This is a genomic window from Arthrobacter mobilis (genome assembly GCF_012395835.1).
Lineage (GTDB): Bacteria > Actinomycetota > Actinomycetes > Actinomycetales > Micrococcaceae > Crystallibacter > Crystallibacter mobilis.
Map to the genome: position 1 here is coordinate 1 of NZ_JAAZSQ010000034.1, position 17,670 is coordinate 17,670.

Consider the following 17,670-nt stretch of genomic DNA (forward strand, 5'->3'; position numbering starts at 1 on the left):
CAGGAAAAGGGCTTTGACGGGGTCTACATCTCCGGCGCCGTCCTGGCCAACGACCTGGGCCTGCCCGATATCGGGCTGACCACCCTGACCGAGGTCACCGTCCGGGCCGGGCAGATCGCCCGGATGACCGACCTGCCGGCCCTGGTCGATGCCGACACCGGCTTCGGCGAACCGATGAACGTGGCCCGCACCATCCAGGAACTGGAAAACGCCGGGCTGGCCGGCTGCCACCTCGAGGACCAGGTCAACCCCAAGCGCTGCGGGCACCTGGACGGCAAGAACGTCGTCGACCAGGAGACCGCCGTCCGGCGGATCCGCGCCGCCGCCGACGCCCGCCGCGACCCGGACTTTTTGATCATGGCCCGCACCGACATCCGCGCCGTCGAAGGCATCCGGGCGGCGCAGGAGCGCGCGAAGGCCCTGGTCGACGCCGGCGCGGACGCGATCTTCCCCGAAGCCATGGCCACCCTCGAGGAATTCGCCGCCATCCGGGCCGCCGTGGACGTGCCGGTCCTGGCGAACATGACCGAATTCGGCAAGAGCGAGCTGTTCACGACCAGGCAGCTGCAGGACGCGGGCGTGAACATGGTCATCTACCCGGTCACCCTGCTGCGCTCCGCCATGGCCGCCGCCGAACGCACCCTCGAGGCCATCAAGGCCCAAGGAACGCAGCAGGCAGCCGTCCCGGACATGTTGACCCGGTCCCGGCTCTATGAGCTGGTCGACTACGGGGCCTACAACCGGTTCGACACCGGCATTTTCAACTTCCAGGTCCCCGGCCTGGAGACCGACCGCACCAACGCCAACCTCTGACCCGCCCGGCCGCCTGTGCCCGGCGTGGGCGGCCGGCAAGAAACGAGTGGACATGCAAACCCAAACCATCGACATCAAAAAGGGCCTGGCCGGCGTCGTCGTCGACACCACGGCGATCTCCAAGGTCAACCCCGAGACCAACTCGCTGCTCTACCGAGGCTATCCGGTGCAGGACCTGGCCGCCAGGTGCAGCTTCGAGGAAGTGGCCTGGCTGCTCTGGACCGGGGAACTGCCCGACGCCGGGCAGCTGGCCGCCTTCACCGCCCAGGAGCGGGCCGCCCGGGCCCTCGCCCCGAACGTGAAGGCCGCCATCGACCTGCTGCCCAGGAACTGCCACCCGATGGACGTGGGCCGCACCGCGGTCTCCGTGATCGGCGCCCGCCACCCGCTGGCGGAGGACTCCTCGCCCGAGGCCAACCTCTCCAAGGCCATGGACCTGTTCGCCGCCTTCCCCGCCGTCGTCGCCTACGACCAGCGCCGCCGCCGCGGCCAGGACCTGGTGGAACCGCGCCAGGACCTGGACTACTGCCAGAACTTCCTCTGGATGACCTTCGGTGAAGAGGCCGCCCCCGAGGTCGTCGAAGCGTTCCGCGTTTCCATGATCCTCTACGCCGAGCACTCCTTCAACGCCTCCACCTTCACCGCCCGGGTCATCACCTCCACGCTCTCGGACCTGCACTCGGCGGTCACCGGCGCCATCGGGGCCCTCAAGGGCCCCCTGCACGGCGGCGCCAACGAAGCCGTCATGCACACCTTCCACGAAATCGGCATCCGCCCGGAGGAACCCCGTGAGAAGGCCGCCGCCCGCGCCAAAGCCTGGATGGAAAACGCGCTGGCCCAGAAGAAGAAGGTCATGGGCTTCGGGCACCGCGTGTACAAGCACGGCGATTCCCGCGTGCCCACCATGAAGGCCGCCCTGGACCGGATGATTGAGCACTACGGCCGCCACGAGATTCTCGGTCTTTACGACGGCCTGGAACAGGCCATGGACGAAGCAAAGGGCATCAAGCCGAACCTCGACTATCCTGCCGGCCCGACCTACCACCTGATGGGCTTCGATACCGGCACGTTCACGCCGATCTTCGTCGCCTCCCGCATCACCGGCTGGACCGCCCACATCATGGAACAGCTCGAGGCCAACTCCCTCATCCGCCCGCTCAGCGCATACAACGGCCCCGACCAGCGCTCCCTGTAAGAGGACACACAGCACGCCATTCCCCACGGCGGATGCTGCCGCCACGAACTGCGGTGGGGCACCGGACGGTCACCCGGATCGTCGGCACTATCGCCACAATTACGGTGCCCCACCGCACCCTTGCCCATCAGGGCAGACCCTGTGCCCAAAGGACCCCGGGCGCAACAGGACGCGCCGCCGTCCATTTCCGGGACGACCCGGACCAGGCTCCGGCGGCGCGAAGCTGACGCATCAGTGCAAAGGCAGGCCAATAGACAGAGGTACAGGCCCGGGCATTCCCTGAATGCATGTGCCGGATATACATACCGGTTCTTAATGAAAGGCCGCAGTCATGAAGAGGCGCATGTTCAAGTCCAAGATCCACCGGGCTACCGTGACCCACGCCGACCTGCACTACGTCGGTTCCGTCACGGTCGACCTTGATCTGCTGGATGCCGCCGACATCCTTCCGGGGGAACTTGTCTCCATCGTCGATGTCACCAACGGCGCCCGGCTGGAGACCTACACCATTGCCGGGGAACGCGGATCCGCAGTCCTAGGCATCAACGGTGCTGCCGCCCACCTGGTCCACGAAGGCGACATCGTCATCCTCATCACGTACGCCGAGATGACCACGGAGGAAGCCAGGTCCTTCGTCCCGACGGTCGTCCACGTGGATAGGGCGAACGCAATCGCCCAGCTTGGCACCGACCCTGCCGAGAGCACCACCGCCGCACTGCACCGGCCGCCCTTCGCACTCATGCAGTCCGGTGAAGGCCTTCCCAACACTTCCCGCAACACACCCCGGCATTTATAAGAGGGGTACGGCCGCGCTGCCGCCGGGAAATGAAAAGTGACCCGAGGCTCCCCTGCAAGTCCCGGGCCGTGGCGGCACGGATAGCGGCAAGAAAGGTCGGGAATGTTTCCGGCCAGGCAGGGCTCCCGGATGCTTCGAGATGTGTACGTGGCCCGGATGCCTCCCGAAGCGCCGGGGCTTGCGGTGCATTACAGCGGGACATCCAGTGCCAGCGGCTGCGTCCAGGACCGGTTCAGGCATAGGCCCGGTTATCCGCACTCAGCCACCGGCCCAGGGCACCTTCACGGGGCTTGGCCGGCTCTCAGCCCCTCTGACCCGGAAACAACGACCATGACATACCACCTTCGCAAAGCCACCCTCAAAGCAGCTGCCGGAACCGGTTGGCATGCCCTCCAGGAACAGCCGGACACCGCCCATGAAGAAGTCCGCTCCTTGGCCGTGTCCGGCGGACGATACGGGGCACTCATCACCCGGCACCGTCACGATGCCTATACCGTTGCCGTAAGTCCCGATGTTCCCTACGGCATGACCTATGAGCGGAAAGACCTCGGCACCCCCTAAGGAATACCCGCCCTGCCACACGTCATACCTCGCTGAGACCTGGCGGCTCCTGAATCGGTGCCGCCGGAGACGGATGCCTCCGCCAAGGGCAGCACCGGCCATGCCGGCTGCCGGTGCTCCCCGGGCATCCGGCATGGCCCGTTGCTGCCGGCAGCCGCGCCGGATCCGGACACCGCCGGCCTCCACCAGGACCCGGCGCCCGGTCCGCCTGCTCGTGTTAATGGCAGCCACGGCATCGGTGATGAAGTCACCGGCCTGCATGCCGTCCCAGAACACCTGCAGCAGATCCGGCCGCACATAAATCGAATACCCCGCCAAGACAACACCCATCCGCTAAGTGTTGCAATCACCGCAAGAACCCAAGGGTCCTTCACCGCGACACCTAAACGGCACTCCCCCGCCGGGAGAAATTCCTTGGAAATACTGGCTTCCCGGATTCGCGTATACTCCGCCCGCAAAAATGCCCGGTGAAGGTAGGCGGATTTCAGTAGTCGACGCAACACTGAGATGATTCCGGCTGGCCGGCCGGGTGTTTCCGAGTTTATCGGGCGGTGGTCGGGATGCGCTTTTTCTCGGCCCGGAACAGTGCCTGTGGGGTGAGGTAGCCCAGGCTTTTGCGGGGCCTGGTGTTCAGTTCCGTGCAGACGCGTCGGACGTGGTCCTCGGAGTGCACGGACAGGTCCGTGCCCTTGGGAAAGTACTGGCGGGCCAGTCCGTTGAAGTTCTCGTTGGCCCCTCGCTGCCAGGGGCTGGAGCGCTCGGCGAAGTAGATCCGGGTGCCGGTGGCCGCGGCCAGTTCCCGGTGCCGGGACATTTCCACGCCCTGGTCCCAGGTCAGGGTCCGTTTCAGGTGGGCCGGCAGGGCCGCGAAGGCTGCGGTGATGGCCTGGTTGGTCGTGGCCGCGGTGTGGTCGGCGGGCAGGTTGATGATGATGCCGTAGTGGGTCTTGCGTTCCCGGAGCGTGACCATGGCCGAGACCGAACCGGGCCCGAGGATCAGGTCGCCCTCCCAGTGCCCGGCCTCTGCATTGGTTTCGACCTCGGGCGGGCGCCGGCCGATCATGGTCATGTCCTGCACCGTGGCCCCGTGGCCGGAACCGCTTCGCCACCGGTGCCTGCGGATCTTCCGGCCGGTGCGCAGCCGGGGGCAGTATTTCTTATCCAGGCCGCCGTCATCGTTGAAGAGCAGCGCCCGGTAGATCGTCTCCGGACACAGGCGCAGGTCCGGCTCGGCCGGGAACCGCAGGGCCAGCCAGCCGCAGATCTGCTCCGGGGACCAGTTCCGGTTCAGCTTGCGCTGCACCAGGGCGCGCAGGCGCCGGTTCGCCTTCAGCTTCCGCTCCCGCGGCCGGCGCCGCCGGCGGCGGGCGTCATCGTCGGCGGTGTGGGGCAGGTACCGGCCCTGCCCGTCCCGATGGCGGTCCAGCTCCCGCTTGATGGTTGACGGGGCCCGTCCCAGTTCCAGCCCGATACGGCGCAGGGAACAACCCAGCCGCAGCAGGTCCGCGATCTGCAGCCGTTCGGGCAGGGACAGATACCGCCCCGAGGACGGCCCGGCCTGCCCCGGCGGTTGTGCCGCGCGCCGGTTCCGCAGCCGGGTCCCGATGTTCCTGCTCATGCCCAACATCCTGCAGGCCCGGGCGTTCGAGACCCCGGCATTGACCAGCTCCCAGTACCGTGTCTCCCTCAGGGCCCGCCGTGCCTGCGCCGCGGACAGGGGCCTGGCCGCGCGTTCGGCGACGAGCCGGGACTGCCGGATCCCGTCCAGGTGCACCTGCCGCAGCCGGGCCTTTTCGGCTGCCAGCTGCCTTGTCCGCCGGGCTTCCCAGGCAGCTGCCGTCGCAGGCGAGAGCCGCAGATCCCTGCCCACCCGCGCGGCCGGAAGCCCGGTCCGCAGCGACACGAACCGGCCATAAAGCCACCGGTACGCGGTCGACTGATTCACACCGGCGGCCGCGGCGGCAGCTTTCAGGACCGCCCCGCCCAGATAGGCAGACCAGAAGGCTTCCTCAACCGCGGGCTCGACCTGGAAGTGATGGCGTCCGTTGCTGCCTTCCAAAAACCGTTCGTTCCACTCCCGGGCACGGCCGGAGACGAATCCCAGCCCGGCCTGGGCCGCGGCATGGTCCAGGCCTTCGTCCCTGAGCCTGAGGTACTCATCGCGCAGCCACCGGTACCCGGTTTCCTTCCCGATCCCGGCCGCGCGGGCTGACGGTTTGAGACCCCTGCCCTCACGGATAAGAGCCAGAAACCGCCGGCATGCAGGCGAATCGAACTGCTGATACATCGAAGCCACTCCCTGAAACGGGTGTTGCTTCGACCAACAGAATCCGCGGTACCCTAAACGCTACAGTTATGGTCTTGACCGCCCACGTCGTCGGCTACGCCCGCGTCTCGACCAAGAACAGGACCTCACCGCCCAACGGAACGGGCTGGCTGCACTGGGTGTGCCCGCAGACAGGATCTATACCGACCACGGGCTCACCGGCACCAGCCGGGACCGGCCGGGCCTGCGCGAGGCCCTCGCAGCCGTCCGCGCCGGCGACACCCTGGTCGTCACCAAACTCGACCGCCTCGCCCGCTCCCTGCCCGACGCCCGCGACATCGTCGAGGAACTGACCAGGAAGAACGTGAAACTGAGCATCGGCGGATCAGTGCACGACCCGGCCGACCCGATCGGCCGGCTCCTCTTCAACGTCCTGCCATGGTCGCCGAATTCGAAGCCGACCTCATCCGGGCCCGCACCCGCGAAGGCATGCAGGTCGCCAAGGCCAAAGGCCAGCTCCGCGGCAAACAGCCCAAACTGACCAGGGCCCAGGAAGCCCACCTCGTCTCCCTCTATAAGGGAGGAAACCACACGACCGCCGAGATCGCCGAGCTCTTCAAGGTCGCCCGGTCCACGGTGTACCGAATCGTCCAACGCACGCAGACACCTTGACCCACCGGAAGGAGCGGGATTTCCACTTGGGCTAATTGGAGGGTCAGTAACGCCTTTAGGCGGCGACCCCGAATGAATCGGCCAGGAGGACCGCTTGGCCCAGCCGATGTTCCCTCCGGCTAGGACTGCTCTGCCTGATTGTCCAGGTGGTGCTGCCGGTGCCAGGCAAAATACCGGCCTGACTCTTCGCCGTATGCCGGACACCGCCGTCCGACAAGGTCCTGCAGCCGGCTCTCGACCCGGGCAGAGCCGGGACGCCCGCGCCCGATCCTTCCCTGGTCATCGACAACGATGTAGCCGAGTTCATAGAGTGCATCACAGCCGAACAGGCATGCCAGCATGGCAACGTTGCCGGTATCCATGCGCTCGGTTTCCGAACATGCCCAGCGCGGCTTGATATGTGCAGCGACGAGCAGTTCTTCCGAGAGGGACCCACCACAGAGGCAGCACGAACTGCCCCATCGCCGCACCTGTTGGTCACGCAGGAACCGTTGTTCTGCCCGGACTGCCGTGACCGCCAGCCGATCACTCGCCCCGCCGAGATATTGATCGAACGCTTCGGCCCCAGGGTCCGGCTCGTCGACGTTCTCCAAGCCGGCCCACCGCATCAGTGCCAGCGCCTGGTCCGGAACCAGGGGAAAGAAATAGCCACGCCTCAGAGTGCCGTCCGCGTTAACGGGCCCGTACCCGTCCTCGAGCACCGCAAGGACCGTTTCCCGTGGAATCTGCACCTCGCACACCGGTTCGGTAAGCACCAGGGCGCCCTTCGTGCCGGGGTGCACGTCGTAGCCTCGCGGCGGGTAGGCCGGCCGCGGCATGGTTGCCACCCGGCTGACCGCACGGACGTGCGGGCCAACATAGTGGAAGACGATGTCGCCGGGGCTGGCACTGTTCAGATTGCGCCAGTAGTCAAGCTGCGCGCCTCGGCGGCCTGACCGGGCGGCCCAAAGCGTTCCGTCTTCGAAGACCATATCGAAGCTCTTCGACTGGTCGGCCCACCAGAACTTCATGGATGAGCCCACGGCGATCCTAGCCCGGCTGCCCGGGTCCTCCAGGGTTTCGTCATGCAGGTCCACCAGCGTATACCCAAGCCGCTTCAGGATGGCCCTTGTCTGTTCCCCTTCGGATAGCCGTGGCGGCCCGTCCTTGTCGCAACCGAATTGCAGCTGGAAGGCCATGGCGAGCAGGGGCTTGCTGGCAATCCTCTGCCCCTTATCCATCACCACGTACCGGTACGAGTCCTTGAACCGTGTCTGGTCAATGAATTCCTCGCCCCCCAGTTCATGCCACCGCTTGATTGCCTTGGCGATGCTTCGCGGCTCCAACTCAGCCCAGGATCTCTTCATGGCCTCATTCCTTCCGGATCAGTGCAAGCGCTGGACTCATGACCGTGAGGCCGCCGGTTCGAAATTGCTAGTCACTCCGTCGCTGAAAAGCGGTGGCTGGTTCCGCCGGTTTCCGAGTTCCCAGCCGATGATGTCCAAGGCGCGCAGCGGAGTGATGGCCGGACCGGACGCGATCGCGGCGATCTCTTCCCACTGTTCAAGCCGGCTGGCCAGGTCGTCCCGGAGGGCGGTCAGCCAGGCACGCCGGTAATCGGCGGCGCTCCTGCCAGACACGTACGGGACGGGAGCACCAGCGCATTCGCTGTAGCAGTAGCCGATGTTGTCATCAAAGAGCGGGAGCAGGCCCGGACGCTTGCGGTGCAGGACCTTCGACAAGGTGGTCAGCCTGACGTACTTCGTCGGCCGCTGCTCCAGGACGCCGAACAGCTCCACAATCGCCTCCAGCGTCTCAGGGCCGGCCGAGGCCAGATGGCCGGTGAGGGCCGGATCCTCCAGCCGCTCGTTCAGCGGCTCCATCAGCTTCTCGAGTCCGTAATACACCGGGAGCGGATTATTGGACACATTCAGCAGGGCAACGGCCAGCAGGTCCTGCCTGTCGACCGATTCGCCGGCTGAGCCCGGATAGCCGTCGTAGGCCGGATAGGCCGAAACACCGGGCCGGTCCACCAGATAGGTCTTCGCCCAGGCCTTCGCCTCGTCGAAACCAATGGTTTTCCCGCCAACCCGCAGCTGTATCGTCATGACAGCGACAGTATCGGCTGTAATTCATACCGGAATCTGCGACACACTGAATGTGCCCAGGGGCAGCACGGCAACCGGTGCCGATGGGACGGGTAACGGCCCGCCCCTGCCGCAAAGGCAGCCAAAAGCACCCGGATCAACGCCACATGTTGCAGGTCGCGATGTGGTCCATGGTGCTGATCCCGGTGTATCCGTTGCCCGCCATGCCGCTCCCCTCGTCTCGTCAAAGGCCATGTTCATTGCTACTGAAAATCACGTAAGAGACAGTGTTGAGACGACGCCGGCTCCGAGAGCCCGCGGCCAACCGGCCCGGTGGCAGGCTAAGCGTCCTGTCCTGCCAAACAGTTGTTTTTCAACACACTGGCACCTGTCTCATAACTAAGGATGAGTACTCGATTTTCGCCAGAAGGTTATGAAACATAGTTATGAGAATCGCGCTTGCCGTCGAGTGTCCGAGATCCGTGCAAAATCTTGTGTCGCTGCAGGTCAAGCCAATGTTCGCTCAAAGAGACGTCTCAAATCACAACGGTTTTGAGACGGTTTGGCGCGTAGCGCTCTAGGCACCTCTACCGGAAAGGTTTTGCGGACCCCGGTGTGTAACATCGCACCATGGGGAGATGTCATCCATGGATCCCGCGTCGGTTCAGGGGGGTCTGCAATGCCTTTCTGCGTCGAGTGGAGACCTCGTGAGGGCATAGGCCAGACCCTCCCTCCTGCCGGAGGAGGGCAGGTGACGGGGTGGTGGGAGCAAGCGCATACTTGACGGCTCCCCGAAATCCGCGCAGAATTTGCGTCCGTGGGCGACTCGCACGAGGAAATGCTTCGTCACTACGAGCCGGGCGGACTTCTGCCGCGAATCGTGGCGGGGTTGCAAGCTCTCGGCAAGGACCTGGACTCGGTCACGCACGAAGATCTCGCGCCGGCCGACGAGTTTCACTCCGCGGGACGTTCGGCTACGCGCGCATTGGTTGAGCTTGCAAAGATTCCGCCAGGATCGCGAGTGCTCGACGTGGGCAGCGGGTTGGGCGGCCCGGCGCGTTACCTCGCCGCAACTTTGGGTTGCGACGTGACAGGCATCGATCTCTCGCCTGAATTCTGCGAGGTGGCCAACGTCCTTTCTCGGATGACGCGGTTGTCCGATCGCACCCGCTTTCAGGCGGGTGATGCCCTGGAGCTTCCGTTCGCCGCGTCCAGCTTCGACGTGGTGTGGACGATACAAATGCAGATGAACATCCGGGACAAGCGCCGCCTGTATTCCGGAATCGCCCGGGTACTCAGGCCGGGCGGGCTGTTCGTCTGCCAGGAAATCTGCGCGGGGAACGGCGAGCCGATCGAGCTTCCGGTCCCATGGGCGAGCCGCCCCAACCAGAGCCATCTGGCCGATGCGGAATCCCTCCGCGGGTTGATCCGCGGTGCAGGTCTCCTGGAGCGCACCTGGCGCGACATTACCGCCGACATCGTGGCGGCGCGCAAGGCACAGCAGGCGAAGGCGCAAGCGTCGGGTGCGAGCGGCTCCAGCGCCCCTCCTCCGCTTGGAATGCATCTCGTGCTGGGAGAACAGGCAGCCGTCAAGACGAGTAACTCCGGGCGCAACACCGACGCCGGGCGCACGGTGTTCATACAAGGCGTATTCGACAAGCCTGTCTAGTGGTCCGATCCGCTGATCCCGCTGGAAAACTCTGTCGAAAGCACCGGCGCGGCGAATCTCCATTGATCGTCCGGTCAAAGGGCACATTCGGTCACGACGACCGAAATTCGCCCGCTGAGGGATCGGTGGATTCTGGCGGTCATCGCAACAGGATGTCTCCGATGACTTCGATCGGTGGGACGCCTGGAATTACCGTGATTCGTCGGCTCGCGCAGAACCGCGCTGGCAGGAATGGTCCCGCGTCCGGGCACCCACACTTGTCGTCCACGCCGCAGGCGGGATGTTCTCAGAGGAACAGAAAACGCGGTTCGTAGAACGGGGCAGCGACGTCACACGCGTCGACCTTGCCGGAGGGTCACACGACGCCCATCTTGACGCGTTTGAACAGTGGATAGAAGCGCTCACCAGGTTTCTGGACGTCCGGTGAGGATCCCCTTGGGGCTGCACCATGCGGCAAATAGCGCAGTGAAAACGCCGCCATTTACCGCTGAAAGTCACACCGGGAGGCAGGGCGTCCGCCTTTGTCCCGGCAAAGGGTCCTTTAGTGAGACGAAGGCAACAGCACGGAACGGCCATGCCTTCAATTTCATCCCGCACCTCAGCACCTCGCGCCCGACGTCGTCCGGGTGCACTAGATGCATTTGCCGGAGATGGCTAAGCCCCGGTCCCCTCGTCCACGGTCGCCAGAGTCACAGCATCTTTCGGCGCTGGGCTGGAGGCGTGCAACGACTGCCTGGGGATCGCGCGGCCGCGCCGCCAGATGGACTCGTAATTATCTGAGATAAGCCTCGAACTCGACTCTTCGAGCGTGGTCGCGACCCCAAACCGCTTCGCAATGGAGTTTAGACTCGACCCGAGCATATAGACGCTACCTTCGACCGGGATGGCGAAACGGTCGTGAAGCTCGCCCTGCTTGACCGTTCGAACCTCCAGATGCGGGGGCGGCCTGTAAAACCAAGGCAAAGACGGGTCCCTTCGCTTTGAGATTCTTATCTCCGGTCAGAATACGGGTGACGTTGGGGAAGCCGGCGAGGGTCAGGAGTTGTTGTTCATCGAGGTAGGGATCGACTATGAAACAGTCTCCAAGACTCGTGATCTTGGCCATCAGCTGTGCATATGCGAAGGGATTCAACGGATCGATCACAACCTCCAAGGTCGACCCTGCATCAGAATCCGGCTTTGGTGAGTTGGCTTCCCTGAGGACGGCCAGCCCTAGGCGCGTCGGTGTCACGACGCTGTCCTTTTCCTGTCTGATCCACCCCAGTCGAAGCAGATAGGCCGTCATCTTCTCTATGACGGTGTCTAGATCCATTGATTTGAGATCGTCCAAATAGAGCCGATAAGCCGACAACCCGGTGATCGTCCTAATTGGGGCCCAACCTTGCGCATAGGCATCCACCTGAGCTCCCGTCAGGGGGCAGCCCTGCCGATTCATTGCCTCAATGTAAGCCAGCACCCGGTGCGCGGACTCCCCAACAATCTCCATGCAGGAATGATATCGACGCCGTACGGAAGGGCAGCCTACGTCATAAGGCATTCGACTGGCCGATGCGAAAATCTGAGGCACAGCGATCGGGACCGACAAACAACACGAAGCCCCGGCATTTGTGATGCCGGGAGCCGTGCTTGGGTCGGTGCCTGCCTTAGGGTATAGCGTCCTTCCGCTTCCGGAAATCCTTGGCCCATGCCTGAAGGTCACTAAGTCGAGACCGGAGTTGGCTAGGTTGCGGCAAGCTCCTCTCCCATCCTGAACCGGTGGAATGGACGAAGAAGTTGCTGACTTCCATTCCCTTGTCGACCGCCGCAATATCTGCTCGATCCAGTGCCAGCAAGGCTTTCAAGTTCAACGTTGAAATGCCTGGCTTGTTCCGGGCAACGACCCCGTTGATGACGATTTCCTCGACGGCGTATTCCCACGCCTTCCGGATGGTGTTGCCGAATTCCATGCAGTCCCGGGAGTACGCTGCCAAATCCCCGTCCTCATGATGCTGCTTCGCCCGGCCGATGAGTTTGTCCGCCATGGCGGTGGCGCCAAGGTAGCCCTTGGTCGGTTCCTTGCTCTCCGCCACTTGGATGCCGGTGCCGAGCCCGGGATGTTTGTCGATCTCAATAAAGTGGGTTTCAACAGGTTTCGGGGAGGTGATCCCGTCCTCGACCTGAGCATTGATGTCCTTTTTGACTCCCTCGTGCCACAAGGCACCCATAAATGCGGTGCTGTGGGTGAAAACGATGACCTGCCGGTTCCGGGCTTCCTTCACCAGCCGTTTCGCCACCCGCTCTTGGAAGCCATGGTCAAGGGAGTTCATCGGGTCATCAAAAATGATTGCCGAACCGTCCTCGCTGCTCACCACATCCGCTAGGAAAGCACTGAGGGATACCGCCCTCAGTTCCCCTTCACTCAACACCCCATCGGCGTGTGTTTTCGCCGTGGCTGCTTCTTTGACAGTGAAGGCGATGTTACTGATGCCTTTGCCAACCTTGTCTGCGATGAGTTCCACCTGCAGCCGGGATTCCTCCGGGAGGTCGGGGTCTTCCAGGCTGTGAAGGTTCCGCTGGAACTCCTCAGCAACCTTTTGCACATACTCGACGCATACAGTCTTGGATTTTTCAGACAGTCTCCGGGTTTGGCACTGCCGCTGGACCGCCTCCAGGGCCCTGATGTGGATCCGCCGATTATGGAGTTCCTTGAGATCGGGGAGGGACGTAGCCGTCCGTGACCGTTCACTCAGATTCAGGTGGCGGGCTTCCAACTCTGCCAGTTCGGCACCGTCCGCGCTTTCCTCTCGGATGGTGACTATCTGGGCAAGATATACGGCAGCCGCCTTGTCCAGTTCCTGCACCGCATTCATGAGGCTGCGAGCAGTTGTGTAGCTTTCCGCGGGGACACCTCTACCGTCACTAACCGTTGTCCCGTGAAGGAACGGAGACATGGCTGCATCAACAGTTTCCGAGGCCGCGCTGCTGTCGGCAATGGTCTCCAGCAGTTTTTTGACGCTGGTGATGTCCTGCCGCAGTTGCGGGATGAACGCGCCGTCCTCGACCGCCAACAGGTTCAGGAGGACCTCGTCGATGTTGCCCGGGGACACGGCATCGTTAATACCGGCAACGATTTTCTCTGCCTGCGTAGTCAGGTTCCGCTTCTCGGCGGACAGGTCGGCCGCCATCGCTTTGCTGAACCGGGCGAACCGCTCATGCACTTCGGAGGTAAGGGGTTGGTGGCATAGCACGCACAACGGTACCGCTACGTCCGGAAATGTGAGTTCCGGATAGGCTTCCGTCTCCGCATACTCCTTGACCGCTGTCCACATTGCCTTCCAGTGGGGGCTGTGTACCCCGGGGACTGCCTCGGCGGTGAAGTCGTGCTGTTGCTGGGTTGCTTCGTCCCTCGCAATGTCCCGCAGCCGACTCCTAATGCCCTGCAGCACCTCGATCTGCTCCTGGCTGACCGTCCCGGCGAGGTGCTCGATCTTGCGTGCCTGAGTCGTCCGCTGGTTTGCTTCATGCTGCGCTTTGGCAAGGCGTGCAGTCCGACTGTTGGTTTTGAGGTGGCTGATTTTCGCCGGAAGGGCGGTCAGTTCGGCGGTTTCCTCGGCGGTGAGCTTGCCAAGGGCTTCGGCATCGGCGTACCCCATATCTTGCCCCAACCGCGACAGGACGTTCTTCACCTCCGTGTCGATAGCTTCCAGGACGATGCCGGGCTGCTGCTCGGCTTTGAGGACGGATACCCGCCTCCGGACTTCCGCATTAACCAAATCGCAAGTGGCGATGAGGCTAGTCAGCAGTTCCAGTCCATCGGGAGTGACGGTAAGTTCGGTTCCCTGCCGTGAGACGTGGGCGTTTGCTGTCTTGGAGTCGTATACAGCAACCCGTGACAGGTTCAGGTCAGTGCTGGGGTCGCTCAGCGTCCATTCGTGACTGTAGTCGTCATCCCCCAGCAGGTATTCGATCTCCGCTCTCGGGTCGGTGGTGTCAGCAGTGAAAACATTGCCCTTCACGGCTTCCGGATACCTGGAATGGCACGAACTTTTCAGAATGCGGGTGTATCCGCTCTTGCCCACCCCGTTGAGTCCGAACACGATATTCAGCCCCGTGTGCTTGAGAGTGATGCTGGCGTCAGGGCTCATCCGGTTCACGCCCTGGATGTGCCTGACCTTTCTTAGGCTGACGGCGGGGACTGTCGATGAGGTGCTGGGAACATGCACCTCCGTCAGGGGGACAACATCCGGAAGCGTAAATTCGGTGGTGTCATCGACCAGGTGCTTTTCCCCTGCAAGGGCTGCCGCGTAGGCGATGTCGGTTAGCTCGCTGATGTCGGCAGCCGAGAGTGTGGGCGACTCTGTGTGCCGCCGAAGGGCGTCCCGCTGCCACGGTTGCAGGTTCTCCGCCAACTTCAGCAGCTCCCCGTAAATGCTTCCCGCCACCTAGTTGCCCCCATCAATCATCGGTTTTTCACATCGTACTGGCGGGAACTGACACTTCGGGGATCAACATGTCCGGTCAGGCGGAAGCTTTCTGCGCCGGCGGCAGTAGTGTTCTTCCGGCCGGGTGCAGCCGGTGCCGGGCACCCGCCTGCATGGAGTCCCATTTTTTACCGCCGTTGTATTTGCCCTGCAGCCGGCGTGCCTCCCGCAGGACGGCCGCCTCCATGAGGCTTCAAACGCCAATAACAGCGCAGACGTCCGGCCGAATCTGACCATGGTCGACGGGTATTGTGCGGATGCGGATCCTCCGTTACCCGAAACCTATACTGAAGGCCGGCTGTCCGCCGGTGGCCGGCAAGGGTAACTCGATGGGGGCTGGGTATGGGTTTCAGGGTTCGGAAGTCGTTCAGGATCGCACCGGGCGTGCGCATGACCGTAACGCCGAAGGGCATCGGTGTCAGTGCCGGGGTCCGGGGGGCGAGGATCTCGGCACATTCTTCGGGGAGGGTGACGCGGACGGTGGGCATCCCGGGCACCGGCATATCGCACGTCAAGACGATCTCGCCCGGCACGTCCCGGAAGACAACCGGTGCGTCTCCGCGGAGCGGGTCTGCTTCCGGCTCGGCCGGGCCTGCCCCCAAGGCCGCCCCGGGCCTGTTTGCCCCCAAGTGGGAGAAGGAGCTGTACCGGGCGCTTGTGGCGCGGCCAAGCGCCGGCGACCTGCCCCGGATTGGCTTCGAATTTGAGCAGGCGCGCCCGCTGGCTGCCCTGTTCGAGGCGACCCGGGGAGCGATCCCGCACGGGGACCTGCCGCGCGCGCTCGAGCTGCTGGCCTGGCTGTTCGCCACCGGCTACGACCCTGCCCGGGACGCGTTTGTCCGCAAGTACCTCCCGGACACCTCCTTCACCCTGGGAATCGCCGACGGGGTCGAGGCCCAGCTTCCCCTGGACCGTGACACCATCGGGCTGCTGCTTGCCGAGGTCCAGCAGATGACAGGCAACATCGCCGCGGCCGTGGATGTGGTCGAACAGCTGGAACCGGGCACCATCACCGCGGTCTCACTGGCCGAACTCTATGCGCTGCAGGGGCGCTGGGAGGAGGTGGTGGAGCTGACCGAAAGCCTCCGGAACGAGGACGAGGCAGCGACCTTCCTGCTGATCCAGCGCGGCGTCGCGTTCCGCGAGCAGGGTTTCCCGGAAGCCGCCCGCGAGGCGTTCAGGGAAGCCCTCAGGGTGCGGACCCGCCCGGCGGAGCTGCGGCACCGGGCACTGATCGAACGCGGGCTCACGTACCTGACGGAGGGCAAGCGGGCCATGGCCCGCAAGGACTTCGAGAAGGTCCTGGCCGAAAACAGCACCTACCCCGGACTTCGGGAACACCTCGAGCGCTTCGACGCCTGACCCGGACCGCGGCTGGCCACTTTCATGGCCGCCGGCAGCCGCCGTCGCCCGGGAATCGTCCGGTGCAGCAACCCTTTCTGCTGTCATCCGGTAACGCTGCCGGTCCGGTGAAGGTGACGCGACCAGCCGCAATGTTGCGCACCTCGGTGCCGTTGGCGCGGTCCGGCGTCCGGGTCGGGTTAGACTGCCTGCGCGGAGCGCCACTCCGCAGTTCGGGTTTTAGCTGGGGGAAATCATGCATGCCAATCAGTCTCATCCTGCCCGTTTCCGGACCGGGAACCGGGCCCTGACCGTCTCCTTCCGCATCGCGGCGGCCCTCCTCGTGCTCCTGCCGGTGCTGTTCGCCGCCGGCGGGGCCGGGGCCGCCCTGGTGCTGCCGGGCGTCGGGCTCATGGCGGGGCTCTTTGCCCTGGTTTTCAAACGCCGCTCCCGGGCCGGGCTGGACAGCAGCCGGGCCGCCGGGACCGCGGCCCGGGCGGTCGTGCCGGTCCTGGTCCTGGGGCTGGCGGTCACCGGCTGCACACCGCCGGCGGAGGGGACCCCGCAGACACCTGCCGCCGCCTCCACGGCGGCGTCCTCGCCGAGTCCGAGTGCCAGCGGCACCGTCCTGGCCTTCTGCGACGTGGAGGACCGGCGGAAGCTGCTCCGCTCCGGGGTCTATGTCTGCACCGAGGATGATCACGGCCTGCTGGTCTGGATGGACCTGGCCTCCCACGACAAGGTGATGGAAGAGCGGGAGGCGATAGCGGCAGCAATGGCGGCCGAAGAAGCGGCGAAGAAGGCAGCGGCCAAGAAGAAGGCCAAGGAGGAGGCCCGGAAGAAGGCCGCCGCCGAGAAGAAGGCCAAGGAAGCAGTGGCCCGGAAGAAGGCTGCGGCGGAGAAGAAGGCCCGCGAAGAGGCTGCCCGGCAGGCCGAGCAGGCCGCGCAGGAAGAGGCTGCCCGGCAGGCCGAGGCCCAGCGCCAGGCTGAGGAAGAAGCGGCCCGGCAGGCCCAGCAGCAGGCCCCGGCACCGGCCGTCGGGTTCTCCAACTGCTCCCAGGCCCGGGCCGCCGGCGCGGCCCCGCTCTACCGCGGAAGCCCCGGTTACAGCCCCGGCCTGGACCGGGACGGTGACGGCGTCGCCTGCGAATAGCCGCTCCCCGCACGGATTCCCACACCAGCGGCCGGTGCGTGCCTTACGCGCACCGGCCGCCTGACCCGGAGAACACATCCTCATGAACCGGCCCCGCATCCTGCCATCCGCAGCCGCCGTCCTCCTCGCGGTGAGCCTTGCCGCCTGCGGAACGGGCACAGCGAACACACCACCCTCAGACGCTTCCCCCTCTGCTGCGGCACCGGCACCGGCGGCCAAGGCGTCCGCGGCACCGGAGACGCGGAAGCCCGCCGCACCGCAGAAGACCGAAAAACCCGCACCGGCACCGGCTCCAGCCGCACCTGCCGGCACCGCCCTGGCCCTGCTGGAGACCATCCCGGTCAAGGGCCGGGCACCCAAGACCGGGTACGACCGCGACGAGTTCGGCAGCGGCTGGCAGGATCCGGACCGCAACGGCTGCGATGCCCGCAACGACATCCTCGCCCGCGACCTGACGGATGAGACCTTCAGGCCCGGCACGAACAACTGCATCGTGCTGACCGGCACGCTGGCGGACCCGTTCACTGCCACGACCATCCGTTTCGTCCGCGGCAACGCCACCAGCACCGCCGTGCAGATCGACCACATCGTGCCCCTCTCGGACGCCTGGCAGAAGGGCGCCCGGCAGCTGGCCCCCAACCAGCGCGAAGCCTTCGCCAACGACCCGCTGAACCTGCT

The 17,670-nt window shown here is 64.7% G+C and carries 13 protein-coding genes and 2 pseudogenes; 8 read left to right on the forward strand and 7 right to left on the reverse strand.

The window, feature by feature from the left end:
- The 3 genes from prpB to panD all read left to right on the forward strand — a co-directional run.
- Positions 1–813 (forward strand): methylisocitrate lyase (gene prpB / locus HGG74_RS19960; RefSeq protein WP_168489220.1); only part of this gene is annotated, 813 nt, incomplete at its 5' end.
- A gap of 52 nt (positions 814–865) precedes the next feature.
- Positions 866–2,008 (forward strand): bifunctional 2-methylcitrate synthase/citrate synthase, encoded by a 1,143-nt coding sequence (locus tag HGG74_RS19965; protein ID WP_168489222.1) that lies wholly within the window; start codon positions 866–868, stop codon positions 2,006–2,008.
- Positions 2,009–2,339: 331 nt separating this feature from the next.
- Entirely contained in the window at positions 2,340–2,804 is a 465-nt protein-coding gene (panD, locus tag HGG74_RS19970; protein WP_205762242.1) for an aspartate 1-decarboxylase, read from the forward strand.
- 714 nt (positions 2,805–3,518) lie between these two features.
- Here the strand turns inward: panD and HGG74_RS22300 are convergent.
- Together HGG74_RS22300 and HGG74_RS19980 are read right to left on the reverse strand one after the other, a co-directional pair.
- Positions 3,519–3,695, reverse strand: a pseudogene (locus tag HGG74_RS22300) (IS30 family transposase); the annotation flags it as partial.
- Between the two features lie 211 nt (positions 3,696–3,906).
- Entirely contained in the window at positions 3,907–5,652 is a 1,746-nt protein-coding gene (locus HGG74_RS19980; protein ID WP_168489224.1) for an IS30 family transposase, read from the reverse strand.
- Positions 5,653–5,720: 68 nt separating this feature from the next.
- Here HGG74_RS19980 and HGG74_RS19985 point away from each other — a divergent pair.
- Positions 5,721–6,303, forward strand: a pseudogene (locus tag HGG74_RS19985) (recombinase family protein).
- Between the two features lie 119 nt (positions 6,304–6,422).
- Here HGG74_RS19985 and HGG74_RS19990 read toward each other — a convergent pair.
- Together HGG74_RS19990 and HGG74_RS19995 are read right to left on the reverse strand one after the other, a co-directional pair.
- Positions 6,423–7,649 carry a ScoMcrA-related endonuclease gene (locus HGG74_RS19990; protein WP_246263105.1) on the reverse strand — a complete coding sequence of 409 codons (1,227 nt, stop codon included), beginning with the start codon at positions 7,647–7,649 and terminating at the stop codon, positions 6,423–6,425.
- 36 nt (positions 7,650–7,685) lie between these two features.
- Entirely contained in the window at positions 7,686–8,390 is a 705-nt protein-coding gene (locus HGG74_RS19995) for a DUF6308 family protein (protein ID WP_168489226.1), read from the reverse strand.
- 796 nt (positions 8,391–9,186) lie between these two features.
- On the opposite strand from HGG74_RS19995, the gene HGG74_RS20000 reads away from it, so the two are divergent.
- Positions 9,187–10,038, forward strand: a complete 852-nt coding sequence (locus HGG74_RS20000; RefSeq protein WP_168489228.1) for an SAM-dependent methyltransferase — start codon at positions 9,187–9,189, stop codon at positions 10,036–10,038.
- A gap of 868 nt (positions 10,039–10,906) precedes the next feature.
- On the opposite strand, the gene HGG74_RS20005 is transcribed toward HGG74_RS20000, so the two are convergent.
- The 3 genes from HGG74_RS20005 to HGG74_RS22315 form a co-directional block, all read right to left on the reverse strand.
- Positions 10,907–11,524: a hypothetical protein gene (locus tag HGG74_RS20005; protein ID WP_168489230.1), complete on the reverse strand. Its 618-nt coding sequence runs from the start codon at positions 11,522–11,524 to the stop codon at positions 10,907–10,909.
- 157 nt (positions 11,525–11,681) lie between these two features.
- Positions 11,682–14,426 (reverse strand): AAA family ATPase, encoded by a 2,745-nt coding sequence (locus tag HGG74_RS20010; protein WP_168489232.1) that lies wholly within the window; start codon positions 14,424–14,426, stop codon positions 11,682–11,684.
- Between the two features lie 109 nt (positions 14,427–14,535).
- A complete protein-coding gene (locus HGG74_RS22315) occupies positions 14,536–14,685 on the reverse strand; it encodes a ParB family protein (RefSeq protein WP_512698809.1) in 150 nt (49 codons plus the stop codon).
- Between the two features lie 155 nt (positions 14,686–14,840).
- On the opposite strand from HGG74_RS22315, the gene HGG74_RS20015 reads away from it, so the two are divergent.
- The 3 genes from HGG74_RS20015 to HGG74_RS20025 form a co-directional block, all read left to right on the forward strand.
- Complete coding sequence (locus HGG74_RS20015) at positions 14,841–15,860, forward strand: DUF4236 domain-containing protein (RefSeq protein ID WP_168489234.1); 1,020 nt, start codon at positions 14,841–14,843, stop codon at positions 15,858–15,860.
- A gap of 235 nt (positions 15,861–16,095) precedes the next feature.
- Positions 16,096–16,992, forward strand: a complete 897-nt coding sequence (locus HGG74_RS20020; RefSeq protein WP_168489236.1) for an excalibur calcium-binding domain-containing protein — start codon at positions 16,096–16,098, stop codon at positions 16,990–16,992.
- 82 nt (positions 16,993–17,074) lie between these two features.
- Positions 17,075–17,670: HNH endonuclease family protein (locus HGG74_RS20025; RefSeq protein ID WP_168489247.1), on the forward strand; the 596-nt coding region annotated here is incomplete at its 3' end.